Here is a 16,593-nt window from a genome sequence, read left to right as displayed (position 1 = left end):
AGTTATCAGAGATATATTTGATTTAATATATAATAAGAATTTAGCTAGGTTAGATTGAATCTAACCTAGTAGAGATATGGCATAGAAGATTATAAGCTTATCTTAATGTTGGTGTTGCTGTAAAATTTTCAATATTAGCATTTTCTCGTAGAGAATAGGTTTTAAGTTCTTCTACTAAAGCATTAGTATCTTTAGACCAAAATTGCTGCATTTCCTCTATAAAATCAGAATTGTTATTAAGTATATCGATATCATCGTTAAGCTTTGTAGCTAAATTAGTCAATAAACTACGACGTCTACCCCAAGTTAGAGATGCGTTTGCACGACTTTCAGTACTAAGATTCATAGTCATAATGGTTTGAACATGTGTTGCAATTAAACCAATTAAGTTATTGGCTATTTCTTGATTAGGGGAATGACTTTTTAACTCTTGTAAAGAATCTAAAATTATTTTTTGTTTATCAGCACACTCTTGACTAAGTTGATAGCGTTTATAGATTAAAGGTGCAATTACAACTAGATGAGAAACAACAAAGCCTACAAAACAGCCTGACATACTGTATAAGCCTGACATAAGACTAGAATTTTGGTTATTATAATTATAACCTGTATAACCGCCGGCACCTATGCTTATTAAAATAATACCGCGTTGTATTAGCTCCTGCCGGGTATAGCGGTGTGTACCTTGACGTAATAATTCGCCAACACGAGACCAGTCAATATAAAAGTTAGACCACTCAGTCAGCGATTGAGCCGCTTTTGCAGAAAAAAATCCAGGCATTTTATCCTCTTTTTTGAAAAAAATTGTATTTTACAGAAAAATATTGTTTGGTCCAGATTTGGGCAGCTTTGTTTAAGAAAAGCGAAACTTAATAACTAATTTTATTTACTATCTTTAGCACTTTTAGATAAGGGCGGTGGCGGGCATTGATACTCAGCAGTGACTTTACCATCTATATCAATAGATTGTAATTTAATAGGAAATTTCCAGAGCGTATAAAGATGTTTTAAAACTTCTTGAGCAGTTGCAGCAAGCGGAACATTATTACGTTGCGTATGATGTAATGTTAAAGAGCGATCGCCTTCCGTATCGACTGAATAGATTTGAATATCTGGCTCTAAATAACCTAAATTATATTGCCTAGATAAGGCTTCACGGACAGATTGATAACCCAACTCATCATGAATAGCATTAACAATAATATCGGTATTCTCATCATCATCAATAATATGAAAAAGCTTTAATTCGCGAATGAGATGAGGCGATAAATACTGAGCAATGAAACTTTCATCTTTAAAATTACGCATCGCTGTGTCTAGACCTGTTAGCCAATCCGTATTAGCTAAATAAGGAAACCAGCGTTTATCTTCTTCAGTTGGATTTTCACAAATGCGTTTAATGTCTTGCATCATGTGATAGCCTAGCGTGTAAGGGTTAATGCCACTGTAATAAGGGCTACTGAAAGAGGGTTGTCTGATAACATTTGTATGATTTTGTAAAATTTCTAACATAAATTCGTCAGCAATCAGGCCTTCATCATAAAGAGCATTAATTAACGTATAATGCCAAAAGGTAGCCCACCCTTCATTCATGACTTTAGTTTGCCCTTGTGGGTAAAAATATTGAGCAATTTTACGTACAATGCGAATAATCTCACGCTGCCAAGATTGTAATAATGGCGCATTTTTTTCTAAAAAATAAAGTATATTTTCCTGCGGCTCAGGTGGAAATCGCTTCTCTTGTTTAGAGGATTGAGTTTGTTTGCCTTGAGGAATGGTTCGCCATAATTCATTAATCTGTGATTGTAAGTAGATTTCTCTATTCTGTTGCCGAATTTTCTCTTCTTGAATAGATAATGCAGGTGGATGCTTGTAGCGATCGACACCATAGTTCATTAAAGCATGGCAAGCATCTAATATGCTTTCTACCTCATCAATACCATAGCGTTCCTCACATTCACTGATATAATTTCTAGCAAAAACTAAATAATCGATAATTGCATCAGCTGAGGTCCACATTTTAAATAAATAGTTATTTTTAAAAAAAGAATTATGGCCATAACAAGCGTGTGCAATAACTAAAGCCTGCATTGCCATCGTATTTTCTTCCATTAAATACGCAATACAAGGATTAGAATTAATCACCAGTTCATAGGCCAAACCCATCTCGCCACGCTGATAGCTCTTTTCTACACCGACAAAATGTTTGCCAAATGACCAGTGGTGATATCCAATAGGCATACCAACAGACGCATAAGCATCCATCATTTGCTCAGCCGTAATTATTTCAATTTGGTTTGGGTAAGTCTCTAGTTTAAAATCACGAGCAAGCTTGCCAATTTCTCGATCGTAAGCTTGAATGAGTTCAAAAGTCCAATCAGCACCAGTTGATAAAAGCTTTTTTTTCTTTCTCATACTGTTTTCCTCTTAAACAGCTCACGAAATACAGGATAAATATCAGCAACTGTATCAATATTCTCCATTGCAAAATTAGCATATCTTTCTCGAATCTGCTGATAAACTTCCCAGAGGCTCTGATGATGCCTAGGCATGATTTCTATATAAGCAAAGTATTGCAAAAGTGGCATGATTTTTTCTTGTAATAACTCTTGGCAGTAAGGTGAATCTGCATTCCAGTTATCACCGTCTGAGGCTTGAGCTACATAAATATTCCAAGAAGCAGCAGGATAGCGAGCTTCAATAAGCGTACTTAACAGTTCTAATGCACTAGAAACAACAGTACCACCCGTTTCGCGTGAATAAAAAAATTCATCTTCACTGACTTCTTTAGCTGACGTGTGATGGCGAATAAAAACTAAGTCAATCTTTTCATAGTTCTTGGTCAAAAAAAGATATAAGAGAATAAAAAAACGCTTAGCAATATCTTTCTTAGCTTCATCCATGGAGCCCGAAACATCCATAATACAAAACATCACCGCTTGTGTTGTAGGTGTTGGGATGCGAATTCGATTGTTATAACGTAAATCAATTGTGTCTATAAAAGGAACGGATTTTATTTTCTTTTTGTAAAATTCAATATCTCGTTGTAGACGCAAGACTTCTAAACGATCAGGATTTGCTTGAGCTTCTAAGCGATTTAATTCTTCTTGTGCTGCATGTAACTTTCTTTTGTAAGGGGCTGCAAGTGCCATACGCCGACTAGTGGCTTGCCGCATCGAACGTACAATATTTATATTAGTAGGTACACCACTGGTCGTAACCCCGGCCCGAACCACTTTAAAATTTCTAACTTTAGCTAAATCTTTTTTAATTAAATCAGGCAGTTCCAAATCTTCAAAGTATAATTCTAAAAATTCTTCTCTTGATAACTGAAATACAAACTCATCTTCGCCTTCGCCATCTTTACTGGCTTGACTGCCCCCAGATCCCTGTCCACCTTGATTAGGTCGTTTTATTCTGTCGCCTGCAATAAATTGATCATTGCCTGGCAACACGCGCTCGACCTGACCCCCATGCCCATTTCTGAAGGTCGGCTCAGAAATATCCCGTGCAGGAATACTAATTTGCTCACCCTGATCAATTTCAGTAATACTACGACGGCCTACAGCGTCTGACACGGCACGTTTGATCTGATTTTTATAACGCCTTAAAAAGCGCTGTCTATTTACAGTGCTTTTTTTACCAGCATTTTCTCGACGATCAATAAATTGTGACATGGCTTAGTATTTCTCCTCACCCGATCTCGTTTAAGGCAAGTAAACTTAAGTAATCATACGATTACTTAACTATTATTGCGACTTCCGTACACGCAAATACCATTCACAAAGTAGACGTACCTGCTTGCGAGTGTAACCTTTCTCTACCATCCGGGCTATAAATTCCTCATGTTTTTTCTTATCATCTTCAGAAGCTTTGGCATTAAAAGAAATAACTGGTAATAAATCCTCTGTATTGGTAAACATTTTTTTCTCAATAACAGTTCGAAGTTTTTCATAACTGTTCCACATTGGATTCTTACCATGATAATTAGCACGAGCGCGAAGCACAAAATTCACAACTTCGTTACGAAAGTCTTTTGGATTGGAAATCCCAGCTGGCTTTTCAATTTTTTCTAATTCAGAATTTAATGCGCTGCGATCAAAAATTTCGCCCGTATCAGGATCTCGGTAATCTTGATCTTGAATCCAAAAATCAGCATATGTAATATACCTGTCAAAAATATTTTGGCCATACTCTGAATACGATTCTAAGTAAGCTGTTTGAATCTCTTTACCAATGAATTCAACGTATTTCGGTGATAAATACTCTTTGATAAAAGTTAAATACTTCTCATGTAATTCTTGTGAAAACTGCTCTTGTTCAATTTGCCTTTCAAGTACATAGAGTAAATGCACTGGGTTAGCTGCAACCTCACTATGATCAAAATTGAAAACTTTTGATAAAATCTTGAAAGCAAAGCGGGTAGAAATACCACTCATCCCTTCATCAACACCAGCAAAATCACGATATTCTTGGTAAGATTTTGCTTTAGGGTCGGTATCTTTTAAGCTTTCACCATTATAAACACGCATTTTAGAATAAATGCTTGAGTTTTGTGGTTCTTTTAGACGTGTTAGTACAGAAAATTGTGCCAACATATCTAATGTTCCTGGCGAGCAGTGGGCATTTATTAATGAGCTGTTATCAATTAATTTCTCATAAATTTTTATTTCTTCTGAAACACGTAAGCAATAAGGAACTTTAACAATGTTAATCCGATCAATAAACGCTTCATTATTTTTATTGTTACGGAATGCCTGCCATTCAGATTCATTAGAATGAGCAAGGATAATACCTTCAAAAGGAATAGCGGATAGCCCTTCAGTGGCATTGTAGTTACCTTCCTGAGTGGCAGTTAATAGTGGATGTAATACTTTAATAGGTGCTTTAAACATTTCCACAAATTCGAGTAAACCACGGTTAGCACGGCATAATCCGCCTGAGTAACTATAAGCATCCGGATCGTCTTGCGAGAATTCTTCAAGCTTGCGGATATCGACTTTACCTACCAAAGCTGAAATATCCTGATTGTTATCATCCCCCGGTTCAGTTTTAGCAATTGCAATTTGTTTTAATCGTGAAGGTTTAATTTTTATAACTTTAAACTGATTAATATCACCATTATATTCATGTAAGCGTTTTACAGCCCATGGGGACATAACATAACGTAGATAACGTCTTGGAATACCAAAACGTTCTTCTAAAAGCTCAGCATCTTCCTCCGGATTAAATAAGGATAAAGGGGTATCAAAAACAGGTGAGCCCTTAATAGCGTAGAAAGGTACTTTCTGCATTAAATCTTTTAATTTTTCAGCTAAGGAAGATTTTCCTCCGCCGACAGGGCCTAGGAGATAAAGCACTTGCTTAGTTTCTTCTAATCCTTGCGCAGCATGCTTAAGAAAGCCTACGATTTGCTCAATAGGCTCTTCCATGCCAAAAAACTCTCTGAAAACTGGGTATCGATGAATTACTTTATTAGAAAAAATACGAGATAAAACAGGATCATGGCGAGTATCAATTACCTCAGGTTCGCCAATAGCCATTAATAGTCGCTCTGCAGGATTAGCATAGGCAGAAGGATCTTGACGACATAGCTCTAAATATTCGCCTAAGCTTAACTCTTCTTCCTTGTTGTCAACAAAGCGTTTGGTGTAGCTGGTTAGAAAATCATGCGTATTCATTTTGCTATCCTCTATGACGTTTCCTGGGAGGAGGAAAACGCTAATTCTTCTTTTATTAATTCAGTGGTAAATTTGTTAAACTGGTTATAATTTAGTATAGAACTAATTAGCTAAAAAGTTTAAAAAATTACGAAGAATCAATTCATTATTTATTAGCGCCCAATTTTATTTTTTGTCACCGGAGTATTCATCATGCCAGACACAACTATTTTTTTGAAGGACTATATGCCACCAAACTTTCTAGTAGAAAATATCTATCTAAATTTTGAGCTGTATGATGATTATGTGTTAGTCGAAAATAAAATGTCGCTTAAGCGAGTGCATCCTGGTTTATTACATTTATATGGTGATGAATTAGAATTAATAAGTATCGCTTTAAATAATGAGCCTCTTACAGACAAAGATTATAGTCATAAAAATGATGATTTGCTGCTTAATGATTGTCCAGAGCAGTTTACCTTGACGATTGTAACCCGTATTTACCCGCAAAAAAATTCAAAACTTTCAGGGCTTTACCGCTCAAATCAATTATTTTGTACTCAATGTGAAGCAGAAGGCTTTCGCCGAATAACGTTTTATCCTGATCGTCCCGATGTCCTTTCAACTTTTACTACTCGTATTACCGCTGATAAGGAAAAATATCCAATTTTGCTTTCCAATGGTAATTTAATTGAAGCAGGCGATGCAGAAAATGGGCGGCACTGGGTCATTTGGCAAGATCCATTTAAAAAGCCTTCTTATTTATTTGCCTTAGTTGCAGGTAACTTAGCTTGCGTATCTGATGAGTTTACAACTTGCTCAGGTAAAAAAGTTGATTTAAGAATTTATGTTGAGCTTGGAAATGAAGATAAATGTGCGCATGCCATGGCTTCTTTACATAAATGTATGCGGTGGGATGAAGAAGTTTATGGACGAGAATATGACTTATCAATCTTTATGATTGTTGCGGTTAGTGATTTTAATATGGGGGCTATGGAGAACAAGGGTCTAAATATTTTTAATTCTAAATATATTTTAGCTAGATCTGACACAGCAACCGATCAAGATTTTGCTGATGTGGAAGGGGTAGTTGCTCATGAATACTTTCATAATTGGACCGGAAACCGAGTAACATGTCGCGATTGGTTTCAATTAAGTTTAAAAGAAGGTCTAACGGTATTTCGCGATCAAGAATTTTCACGTGACATGAATTCACGTGATGTTAATCGTATTTTAGATGTAAAAGTATTAAAAACAACTCAATTTCCCGAAGATGCTGGTGCAATGGCACACCCAGTTAGGCCTGAAGCTTATCAAGAAATTAATAATTTTTATACATCGACTGTCTATAATAAAGGGTCTGAAGTAATTCGTATGCAGTATACTTTATTAGGTAAAGAGGGGTTTCGTCGTGGTATGGATTTGTATTTTAATCGCCATGATGGTCAAGCCGTAACTATTGATGATTTTGTGGCTGCAATGGAAGACGCTAACAATGTTGATTTTACCCAATTTAAACGTTGGTATAGTCAAGCTGGTACGCCTACGGTTGCAGTAACAAGCGACTATAAAGATGATACATTAACTTTAACGTTGACTCAAAGCTGTCCGCCAACGGCAGAATGCCTGGAAAAACAACCTTTTCATATTCCTATCCGAATAGCATTATTTGCTCAAAATGGAAAATTATTTTCGTTAGAGCAAGATTTATTAGAATTACGTGAGCGACAACAAACTTTTACTTTCAAGAATATTACCTCAAGGCCGGTGATTTCTTTATTACGAGAATTTTCAGCCCCAGTTAAAATACAAAGAGAGCTCAGTCAGGATGATTTATTAGCTTTATTGCGCTTCGAAACGGATGGTTTTGCTAAATGGGATGCTGCACAATGTTTAGCACTTTCTTGTCTTGCGAATTTTTGCAAAACAGCAAGAAGTGAGTGGAAAATTCCACCTAATTTAACTGCGGCTTTTGCACATGTCTTGCAAGATGAATCTTTAGATTTAGCCTTACGTGCTGAGTTAATAATGCCACCTGAGTTTGAAGAAGTAGCTACTTTTGTTGAAGCGACTGATGTCGATGTTATTGAATCAGCTCGGGATTTTTATCGGGCGGAATTAGGAAAAGCACTTTATAAGCAAGCGCAAGCGATGTATGACTTACTATGGTCGCGTGAAGAACATGAAATGAATGCTAAGGCTTATGGGCAAAGAAAACTGCGTAATTCTTGTTTATGGTTTATGATGAAAGCGAATGAAGAAGCCACATTAAATGCATGTCAAAATCAATTTACTGAATCACGTACGATGTCTGATCAAATAACAAGTTTTGCCTTATTAAATAACTGTTCTGTTGCTAAAGTAAAAGAAAAAGTAATAGATGAATTCTATACGCAGTGGGCCCACGATGAATTAGTATTAGATAAGTGGTTTGCTGTGCAAGCAACAAGTGAATTACCTCATACATTAAATAAAGTGAAAGAATTATTAGGTCATCCGGCTTTCTCTTTTACCAATCCAAACAAAGTAAGAGCGGTGATAGGTGCTTTTGTCCAGGCTAATCCACGGCATTTTCATGCTTTAGACGGTAGCGGTTATGAATTTCTAGCAGATATGTTAATTAAGCTTGATGCTATAAATCCCCAAGTTACAGCGCGCCTAGCGACCCCTTTTACTCGTTGGCGCCGTTATGATGAAAAAAGGCAATCGCTCATGTTTGAGCAATTAAAACGCTTAGAAACTCATCCTTTATCACGTGATTTAAGCGAAATTGTTGCAAAAAGCTTACAGGTATAAGGATTAATGAGGCCATTGTTTAAAAGCTTTGCCTTTTAAACAATGGCGGAATCTAAAATAGCTTATTTAAGCGCAAAAGTAGCCAACTCCTGGATGATTTGTCCTTGTTCATCTGTAATGCCAATAGCAACAGCACTAACTGTAGCTTTTATAGTAGTAGGATGCTTTTGATTAAATTGCTCTATAGCGTTTGCTAGACCCTGGATTAACTGATTTTTTTTCTGCACTGAATAAATTTCTTTAGGCGCTAAAAAGGTAAGATGAGGTGCATAATTAGTGAAAACATTCGGACTCCCATACTGCTTAAAACTATTTAATTTTTGTGGATTATGGGCTGCCCAACTAGGAATATTTGCTAAAGGATCCCTTAAGTGATGTACTGAACGAACAACGCTATCACTTACGTGCTGTAAGTATAGTTGTGGTTTAATTTTCAGCATGACATAGCCGCTAGGTGCTGCTGTTAAGTATTGTGCTTTAATAGTAAAAGCATGAAATTGCTGGCTTAATTTCTTAACATAGCTGATAAGGAGTTTTGTATTTTTAAGAGGATATTGAGTTAAATAAAGCGTAATATGTAAAGGATGATTGTCAAAAATAGGTTTTAAATTATAATCTGCTAAATCTTTATCTTGGGCGAGCATGTTTTTAAACTTACTGCTATATTTTTGTACATCATTGCTAGGTGATAGCTTTAAATAAATATTAATCAGCGGGGATGTATTAACGTTTGCCCAACTAGAAGTTACATTCAGTATTAAAATTAGTAAGATTAAATGAAGGCATAAAATATGATTAGTCGTTGTGCTGTTGTAGGCAATCCCATTGCGCATAGCTTATCTCCTATAATTCACCAAAATTTCGCTAAACAAGCAGGAACAGAAATAATTTATGACAAAATTCTAGGCAATGATACAAATTTTGAAGAGCAAGTTATAGATTTTTTTCAATCAGGCGGCACAGGGTTAAATATTACGCTGCCTTTCAAAGAACGTGCTTTTAAGATGGCCAATCAGGTGACTGCCCGTTGTTTAAAAGCAAAAGCAGCTAACACATTGTGGATGCAAGGAAATCAGCTATGGGCTGATAATACAGATGGTGTAGGTCTTATAAAAGATTTAGAGCATTATATTGATATAGCTGATAAAGATATTCTTCTTTTAGGTGCAGGTGGTGCAGCGCGAGGTATAATTGGGCCTTTATTAGAGGCTTCAGTTAAACGTTTAACTATTGTAAATCGTACAAAAGAGAAGCTTGTAGCTGTTGCTAATGATTTTCCTTCTATAACGTTAGCAGAGTTTAGCGAATTGTCGGGCGCGTTCAATGTAATTATTAATGCAACGTCAGCAAGCTTAAGTGATAGCCCATTTACTTTACTACCCGTAAATATGCTAGCTAATAAACCTTTTTGCTATGATTTAGCTTATAACCGGGAAAAAGATACACCATTTATTAATTTCGCTAAAGAGAATAGCTGCAAAGCGTATGATGGTTTAGGGATGTTAGTTGAGCAAGCAGCAGAAGCGTTTTATATATGGCATGACTTTAAACCTGAGACTACATCAGTATTAGGAGCATTAAAAAACAATTCCTACTAATTAATTTAAATAAATAAACGCTTTATTTCTAGATACCCATAATTAAAGGTTTTTATCTATTAAAATTAATTCAAAAAGATATATAATTAATCATATTTAATAAATATTATATATTTTATGGTTAAAGTAAGTATCGATCCAACCAAGCTAACCAGTGAGCATTCAGCCGTGCTTGGCAAGCTATTAAGTGAAGCAGAGTTAGGAAGATATTTTTCCACATCCAATGTCTATGCTGTAACAGTTAATGGCATTGCATATCGGGTAAAGTTGAAATATCCAATCTATAAAGAAAATGAAAAAACCAGTCGGGTCTTAATTAAGGAAATAGGTAGTGGTGGCGAAGCAAAGGTTTATTTTGCAGAAACGGTCACTATTGATGCAAAAGAAATGGCCACTTTTAAAAGTGATCCTCAACATCCTCGGGTAGTTAAGGTCCACCGCCCAGAAGAAGTAGTTGTTTTCAGGTGTTGGGAAACGGAAGAAGAGGTTAGAAAAGAGACTGCTATTAAAAAATATAAAAGCATTGCTGAAGTAATCAAAATATATAACCCACTACATACTAAGGGTAGTGTTGTCTATGAGCTCTCTTCACAAGATAAAGAGTATTTTTATAATAATATTATGCATCAAGTGGCTGGAAGAACTTTAGCAGATATTCTAACCGAATCAAAAAAACTTACGCCGGAACTACGTTTTGCTATTTCTAGGAAATTGTTAGAAGCCATTAAAGAGTTGCATGATCGGGGTATTATCCACACTGATATTAAACCACCAAATATTATGATTGATATAGATTTTCAAACTAATACTATAAGGTCTTTAAAGCTTATTGATCTTGATACGGCAGAAGCTAAAAATACTGGTATTGCTGCAAAAACACGTCAATATGAAAGTCCACAAAAAATAGCTAAAAACAATCCTGAAAAAATAGATCTTTATGCAGCAGCAATTAGTTTGCTAGAAGTTTGGGGCGTTCCTAGAGATAAAGTGCAAACACCACCTGATTACGATAATAAACGTAAAAATTTTAAAGCTCAAACCCAAATAGACAACTTAGAACCAGAAGAAATCAGAAAAGGTTTAGAGAGAATATTTGAGGAAATGACTAATAATAAATCCTCAGAGTTCATTGACAGTATCTTACTTAGTATTCTCAACTTAGACCAAAAGTATCAAATTCAAAAATTCCAACTGTCTCCAGCTACTACAGACTTAATAGCTACTACCAGGAAAATAGGCGAACAAGTTAAGATTTGTTTTAGAAAAACTATTTCCACTCCTAATGATGTTGAATCTCTGAAGAAAGAAATTCTTGCTATATTGAAAGACAATAATGACCCTTTTAGCGCTTATGAATTAGGTAATGCTATAGATAGTCAAGCTTTGCAACAATGCTTAAGCCCAAGTGAGGTAAAAGACTTTATAAGTCTACAATTAGATTTATTGAAAGTTAGTCTAAAAAAATTAGATACTCTTGAGGCTGCTGAACAAAATAAATTGTTAAAAAAATTAATAAGAATTCATACTTTAGATGAGATAGTAGCGTTTAACGCAAAATATACCGACAGGATTCAATATAAAGAGTTATATCTTCCACATGATAAAGAAAAATTTAAGGATAATATCCTTAAATACATTAATAATGTAGATGATTACAATTCTCTACAGCGAGTATTTCATAGTATAAAAAACAATGAAAAGTTTTTAAAGTCAGAACGTGGGAGCTTAATGCAAACATTTGGTCAATATGGGGCTACCACGACATGGGTGAATATTATGCAGGCTTTTGAGTCAAAAGCATTTGAAATTGCAGCGCAAGAATTAAGATGGAAAATGGAAAAATATCAAGGATTAAGTAATCCTGAACAGTTTTCATTTGTAAAGGATCAATTCCGCAGGCGATACTTACCATTTTTCTCTGAACAGACCGGCCGTATTTTCCAACACAGTGACCTTATCGAAAAATTTAATAGAATGTTAGATGATACCTTGAAAAAAGATAAGGATTTTGACTTTGGCCCGCTAACTACGTTACACCAAAAAAATTAAAAAGAAATGTAAAAATAATATATTGTGGCTGGTAATAACTCATTAATTTATATCAGGCACTTAGTAATTATTAAATTATACTAACTTATATTGAGTAAATAGTAGCTTATAGGGGTTATTTAGATTCGAAAAATTCAAGCACAACATCCCGAGCTAATAGGGTATCATCAAAACCCAATTGAAATAATTCCCGAGTAAATTCTTTTTCGAATAATAAAAAACTTAGTAAATCTCCTGAGTGACTTTTGGCTCCTAATAAATTGAGGAGAAATCGGAGTAAGCCTGGCATATTTTTATAGTGGGCTTGGGCAATTGGTGCTATCGGCGCACTAGGTCTTAAATGGATTGTTTGCACAGGGCGCCAGGGGGAGCGACGTTTTTTCCATAAAGACAATAGGCGCGCAATTTCATTCATGCGATTTACCATTTCAATATCACGGTCTAAATTATCCATAAATAAACTATTTAACATGCCACCTAAAATCCGGGCAAAACCAATATTGCCATTTTGAGTGCCTTCATAGAAAAAAGAAGTAGGTAATTGCCGAGTACCTAAAATTAAAATTTTATCCACTTTAAAGCGGATAGCACCACGTAAAGGCGCTACTAACCCCATACTACCATCGCCGTAATGTGAGCCATCAATTTTTGCTGCTGGGAAAAACAGAGGTAGGGCGCTTGAAGCTACAATATGTTCCATCTGCAACTCAGTGCGAAGACTTAAATGTCTTGGATAATTCCAATCTTCGAACTCAGGATTGGCATGTTGATAAAAAGAAATAGTTTGTTGGGTTTCGTAACAATGGCTAAGTACTTCCATCGTCGTTAAATAATTATTTTTAATATTGTCATTTAATTGGTTAAAGTTAATATTTTCGTTAATAAAATTACGCAGCGGTGAGGTATCGAGTAAATAACCCGATTGGCTACGTCTTATAAGCATAGGGATTAAATTTCTTAAAACCGATTTACTAACCTCATAATTACTGGCATTAAAAATCTGCTGGCAATAAATATCACACCAGAGCATTTCAAGTTTTTCGGTGGCTGCAGGAAAATCAGGCGCGTTTTCAGCTAAAATGGCTGCATTTATACAACCAACGCTAACGCCACTAACCATATCAAAAGGAATTTTCTTCACATTAAGGATGGTGCTAATCGCTTTGAGAACGCCAGCTTGATAAGCACCTCGAGCGCCACCACCTGCTAAGTAAAGTGCCTTTTTCGTCATTAATTATTTTTTTCATTAAAAATAACAATATAGCGCTCTTCCCCCCTAAGTATCAAGTGTGAATTAGTTTAATTTAGGTACCAACTTTATTAGATATTAAAAGGCTAAAACTGCAAAATCATGCTACAAAATACACCATATGGTTGTATAATAAACTATAAGATTAATATTTGTAATATAAGCGGCTTATTGTAGCCCACTCGTAGGTTAGTTTTAAGTCGTTAAATGAGATAAATGTGAGTTAATATAATGCCCACTGAAGAAATGTATCACACTAATTTGCAGCCTGAATACGATAAAGCACTGGCTGAATTAGAGACAATGACTGGGGCTATCAATTTTAAGCCTCGCCCTGTTTCTAGAAAGTCTAAAATATTAGATTTATTTAAGTTAATACCTGGTTTAAGTGAAGTATTCGATCGCATTAATGATACAGGGGAGAATTTTAGTGCTTTGATGCAATTAAAAGAAAGTTTGGCAGCAGGAGCTAACGTTGCTCAAACTTCTTTTCATGGTTTAAGGTTAGGTCTAGCGATTATTGATTTTATTAGGATACCAGCAATTTTTTTGGCAGCGGCACTGCTTGGGAAAAAAGTTCCTCTTACCTTATCAAAAGTAGGAAAATGGGCCTATGCTGGAGCAATGGTAGCATTAGCTGCTTTAATGATAGCTATACCCGGTGCAGTACCAATAGTAGGTGTTATTATTGCAGGCTTTATTCTAGGAAACTCTATTTTTACTTTAGGCCGACTTTTATATCAGCGTTATCAGCTTAAAAAAGACTTAAAAAATATTGCTAAACAGATTCATGAAGAAACACAAGATTTAAATAAATTACAATTAGAAGCACAATCACTTAAAACACAGTTAAAGCAAGCAAATGAGTATGAAAGAACCGTTTTATTAAAAGCGTATGTCCTAATAAAAGAAGAGTATGATAATCGCTGTAAATCTCTACAAACTCTATATGACAAAAAAGAAGCTTGTACTTATAAATTAGCTAAGCGTGACAATTTAGCTATTTTAGACAAAACAGCGGCTGTCTTTTTATCAGCTGGTATATTGATAGGCGTTGCTATTGCCATTGCTTTTCCCCCGGTAGGTTTTGCTATAGCTGCAGCTTGCGCTGCAGTAGGCATCCTTTATCTGATTGGTCGAGTAGCGATACCTTTCTTAGCTAAGAAGATTGGGTTTAATGCCAAAGAAGTTTCTGAAACAAAAATAGCTAAAGATGATCTTAATGAAGATGATTTTAAAGCGTATCAGGAGTATTTTGAATTAGTGGAATTAAATAACCAATTGCACCTAGATAGAAGTAATAATATAGTGTTAAAAGAAAATTCTGAAACAGATGTAAACAAGCCTGTAGAGATGTCGTCACAGGTTAGCCATAAATCTGAAGCTATTATGGAATTAGCACTTGGTATTATGCCAGGGACTACACATCATAATAGTTCTTTAAATGAAGATACTGTTGATGACTCTACTTTAAGTTCTCCCATCCTTAGTAAAATAGCTATTCAAAGTAACCCCCAAACGTCAATCCCTTTAAAAATAGAAAATGAAGCAGAGGATGATGAGGGAGAAGGCGAGGGTAGGCCTGATAATGTACACCTTTCCTAATCCCTTACAGGTTGCAATCTTTTACAAAGTAATATAGGTTAGCTTTAAAGCTAAGACAAAGCAAAGGGACGAAATGCGACTTTTTAATAATCAACCGCGCGCTTTTAGCATGATTTTTATGCTTGAAGTTTGGGAACGTTTTGGTTTTTACACAGTACAGGGCATTCTTACCTTATATTTTATTCGAGCATTAGGTTTTAATGAGGTACAAGCTTATTATACCTTTGGCGCTTTTTCTGCTCTTGTGTATGGGATGATCGCTTTTGGTGGTTATTTAGGTGATAAAATTTTAGGTACAAAACGTACCATTGTTTTAGGTTTAATTGTTCTTGCCCTAGGGTATTTATCACTTGCTATCACCGATACCCAACATGTATTTTTAGCACTGGGTCTTATCTGTGTAGGTAATGGTTTATTTAAAGCCAATCCTTCTAGTCTTCTTGCTAAATGTTATGAAGAAAATGATCCTAGACTACATAGCGGTTTTACTTTGTATTACATGGCCATTAATTTAGGTTCTACATTTGCTTTATTTATGGGACCTGCTATTGCTACTCAACTAGGCTACTCGTACGCTTACTTCCTTAGTTTTATTGGTCTAGTTTTAGGCATAGTCAATTATGCTTTTCAGCGTCAGCATGTCAAAAATATCAATACTCCTGCTGATCTAAAAAGTATTAGCCTTTGGCATAGCATTTTAATTGTAGTAAGTATTGTTGCTACAACTTACTTTTCCGCTTATCTACTTCAACATGTTATGCTCGCCAAACAATTAGTTTGGCTTGTTACAATTGCTGTTACAGCTGTCTATTTTTTCTACATGTATCGGGAAGAGCGGCAATCTGTTATGCGTATGCTTGTTGCTTTAGTTTTAATGATCGAAGCGGTCGTTTTCTTTACCCTGTATCAACAGATGCCTACTTCATTAAATTTATTTGCTGTTAATAATGTAACGCCTACTTTATTAGGTATTACATTAGATCCGCAAAGTTTCCAAGCTCTAAATCCAATCTGGATTATAGTAATGAGTCCCATTTTAGCCTTTATCTACAATAAACTTAATAAACATGGTATTGCATTTTCTATACCTTATAAATTTGCAGCGGGAATGATATGTTGTGGATTAAGTTTTAGCTTACTGTATTTTGCTCGTTTTATGCATGATGGAGCAGGCATGGTTTCTTCTTGGTGGTTAATTGGCAGTTATTTTTTCCAAAGTACGGGTGAATTATTAGTGTCAGCTTTAGGTGTGGCTATGGTTGCTGAATTAGTTCCCACCCACATTGCAGGTTTTGTTATGGGAATGTGGTTTTTAACATCATCCATAGCAGGTTTTGTTGGTGCAACAGTGGCATCAATGACTGCTTTACCAGAACATATTAAACCTGGGATTGAATCTTTATCTGTTTACACGGATGTTTTTGCTTACATAGGCTTAGCTACGTTAGCTATTGGCTTTTTTATGTGGTTAATCTCATCTAAATTGACCCATTTTATTAAAGAGGCGCCTGCTTTAACCTTGTCTGCTGCTCTTTAAAAAAGTTATCTAAATGTCTATTAACCACAATAAATGGGACGGTGATAATTATTGTGGTTAATTTGCTTATTTAGCAAAAATATTATTAGCTTGCTGTTT

11 protein-coding genes are annotated in these 16,593 nt (G+C 35.4%); 5 read left to right on the top strand and 6 right to left on the bottom strand.

Translation table 11 applies throughout. From position 1 onward, the window contains the following. Positions 1-97: 97 nt before the first annotated feature. From DYH30_RS14435 to DYH30_RS14420, 4 genes are all read right to left on the bottom strand, one after another. Positions 98-781, bottom strand: a complete 684-nt coding sequence (locus DYH30_RS14435) for a hypothetical protein (RefSeq protein WP_115332317.1) — start codon at positions 779-781, stop codon at positions 98-100. 101 nt (positions 782-882) lie between these two features. After that, positions 883-2,415 carry a SpoVR family protein gene (locus tag DYH30_RS14430; RefSeq protein WP_115332316.1) on the bottom strand — a complete coding sequence of 511 codons (1,533 nt, stop codon included), beginning with the start codon at positions 2,413-2,415 and terminating at the stop codon, positions 883-885. After that, positions 2,412-3,677, bottom strand: a complete 1,266-nt coding sequence (locus DYH30_RS14425; protein WP_115332315.1) for a YeaH/YhbH family protein — start codon at positions 3,675-3,677, stop codon at positions 2,412-2,414. Before DYH30_RS14425 ends, DYH30_RS14430 begins: the two co-directional genes overlap by 4 nt. Positions 3,678-3,749: 72 nt before the next feature. Then, positions 3,750-5,681: a PrkA family serine protein kinase gene (locus DYH30_RS14420; protein ID WP_115332314.1), complete on the bottom strand. Its 1,932-nt coding sequence runs from the start codon at positions 5,679-5,681 to the stop codon at positions 3,750-3,752. 192 nt (positions 5,682-5,873) lie between these two features. On the opposite strand from DYH30_RS14420, the gene pepN reads away from it, so the two are divergent. Continuing rightward, positions 5,874-8,456 carry an aminopeptidase N gene (gene pepN, locus DYH30_RS14415; protein WP_115332313.1) on the top strand — a complete coding sequence of 861 codons (2,583 nt, stop codon included), beginning with the start codon at positions 5,874-5,876 and terminating at the stop codon, positions 8,454-8,456. A 62-nt stretch (positions 8,457-8,518) separates the two neighbouring features. Here pepN and DYH30_RS14410 read toward each other — a convergent pair whose 3' ends face one another. Then, complete coding sequence (locus DYH30_RS14410; protein WP_115332312.1) at positions 8,519-9,289, bottom strand: 2'-5' RNA ligase family protein; 771 nt, start codon at positions 9,287-9,289, stop codon at positions 8,519-8,521. Between DYH30_RS14410 and aroE the strand changes: the two genes are divergently transcribed. Both aroE and DYH30_RS14400 read left to right on the top strand, forming a co-directional pair. Next, a complete protein-coding gene (aroE, locus tag DYH30_RS14405; RefSeq protein WP_115332311.1) occupies positions 9,248-10,054 on the top strand; it encodes a shikimate dehydrogenase in 807 nt (268 codons plus the stop codon). The genes DYH30_RS14410 and aroE overlap by 42 nt on opposite strands. Positions 10,055-10,171: 117 nt before the next feature. Then, positions 10,172-12,103 carry a protein kinase domain-containing protein gene (locus DYH30_RS14400; RefSeq protein ID WP_115332310.1) on the top strand — a complete coding sequence of 644 codons (1,932 nt, stop codon included), beginning with the start codon at positions 10,172-10,174 and terminating at the stop codon, positions 12,101-12,103. A gap of 115 nt (positions 12,104-12,218) precedes the next feature. Here the strand turns inward: DYH30_RS14400 and DYH30_RS14395 are convergent, their stop codons facing one another. Beyond that, positions 12,219-13,334, bottom strand: a complete 1,116-nt coding sequence (locus DYH30_RS14395) for a patatin-like phospholipase family protein (RefSeq protein WP_115332309.1) — start codon at positions 13,332-13,334, stop codon at positions 12,219-12,221. Between the two features lie 249 nt (positions 13,335-13,583). On the opposite strand from DYH30_RS14395, the gene DYH30_RS14390 reads away from it, so the two are divergent. Both DYH30_RS14390 and DYH30_RS14385 read left to right on the top strand, forming a co-directional pair. Further along, on the top strand, positions 13,584-14,957 hold the full coding sequence (locus tag DYH30_RS14390) for a hypothetical protein (RefSeq protein ID WP_115332308.1): 1,374 nt from the start codon (positions 13,584-13,586) through the stop codon (positions 14,955-14,957). Between the two features lie 73 nt (positions 14,958-15,030). After that, positions 15,031-16,494, top strand: a complete 1,464-nt coding sequence (locus DYH30_RS14385; RefSeq protein ID WP_115332307.1) for an oligopeptide:H+ symporter — start codon at positions 15,031-15,033, stop codon at positions 16,492-16,494. Positions 16,495-16,593: the final 99 nt, after the last annotated feature.

The organism is Legionella busanensis (assembly GCF_900461525.1).
In the GTDB taxonomy this organism is placed as follows: domain Bacteria; phylum Pseudomonadota; class Gammaproteobacteria; order Legionellales; family Legionellaceae; genus Legionella_C; species Legionella_C busanensis.
Note: the sequence above shows the minus strand (reverse complement) of the source record. Positions and strands in the feature narration are given on the sequence as shown.

Coding starts and splice junctions, on each gene's coding strand:
- DYH30_RS14435 (WP_115332317.1), bottom strand. CDS start 781: ATGCCTGGATTTTTTTCTGCAAAAGCGGCTCAATCGCTGACTGAGTGG.
- DYH30_RS14430 (WP_115332316.1), bottom strand. CDS start 2,415: ATGAGAAAGAAAAAAAAGCTTTTATCAACTGGTGCTGATTGGACTTTT.
- DYH30_RS14425 (WP_115332315.1), bottom strand. CDS start 3,677: ATGTCACAATTTATTGATCGTCGAGAAAATGCTGGTAAAAAAAGCACT.
- DYH30_RS14420 (WP_115332314.1), bottom strand. CDS start 5,681: ATGAATACGCATGATTTTCTAACCAGCTACACCAAACGCTTTGTTGAC.
- pepN (WP_115332313.1), top strand. CDS start 5,874: ATGCCAGACACAACTATTTTTTTGAAGGACTATATGCCACCAAACTTT.
- aroE (WP_115332311.1), top strand. CDS start 9,248: ATGATTAGTCGTTGTGCTGTTGTAGGCAATCCCATTGCGCATAGCTTA.
- DYH30_RS14410 (WP_115332312.1), bottom strand. CDS start 9,289: ATGCGCAATGGGATTGCCTACAACAGCACAACGACTAATCATATTTTA.
- DYH30_RS14400 (WP_115332310.1), top strand. CDS start 10,172: ATGGTTAAAGTAAGTATCGATCCAACCAAGCTAACCAGTGAGCATTCA.
- DYH30_RS14395 (WP_115332309.1), bottom strand. CDS start 13,334: ATGACGAAAAAGGCACTTTACTTAGCAGGTGGTGGCGCTCGAGGTGCT.
- DYH30_RS14390 (WP_115332308.1), top strand. CDS start 13,584: ATGCCCACTGAAGAAATGTATCACACTAATTTGCAGCCTGAATACGAT.
- DYH30_RS14385 (WP_115332307.1), top strand. CDS start 15,031: ATGCGACTTTTTAATAATCAACCGCGCGCTTTTAGCATGATTTTTATG.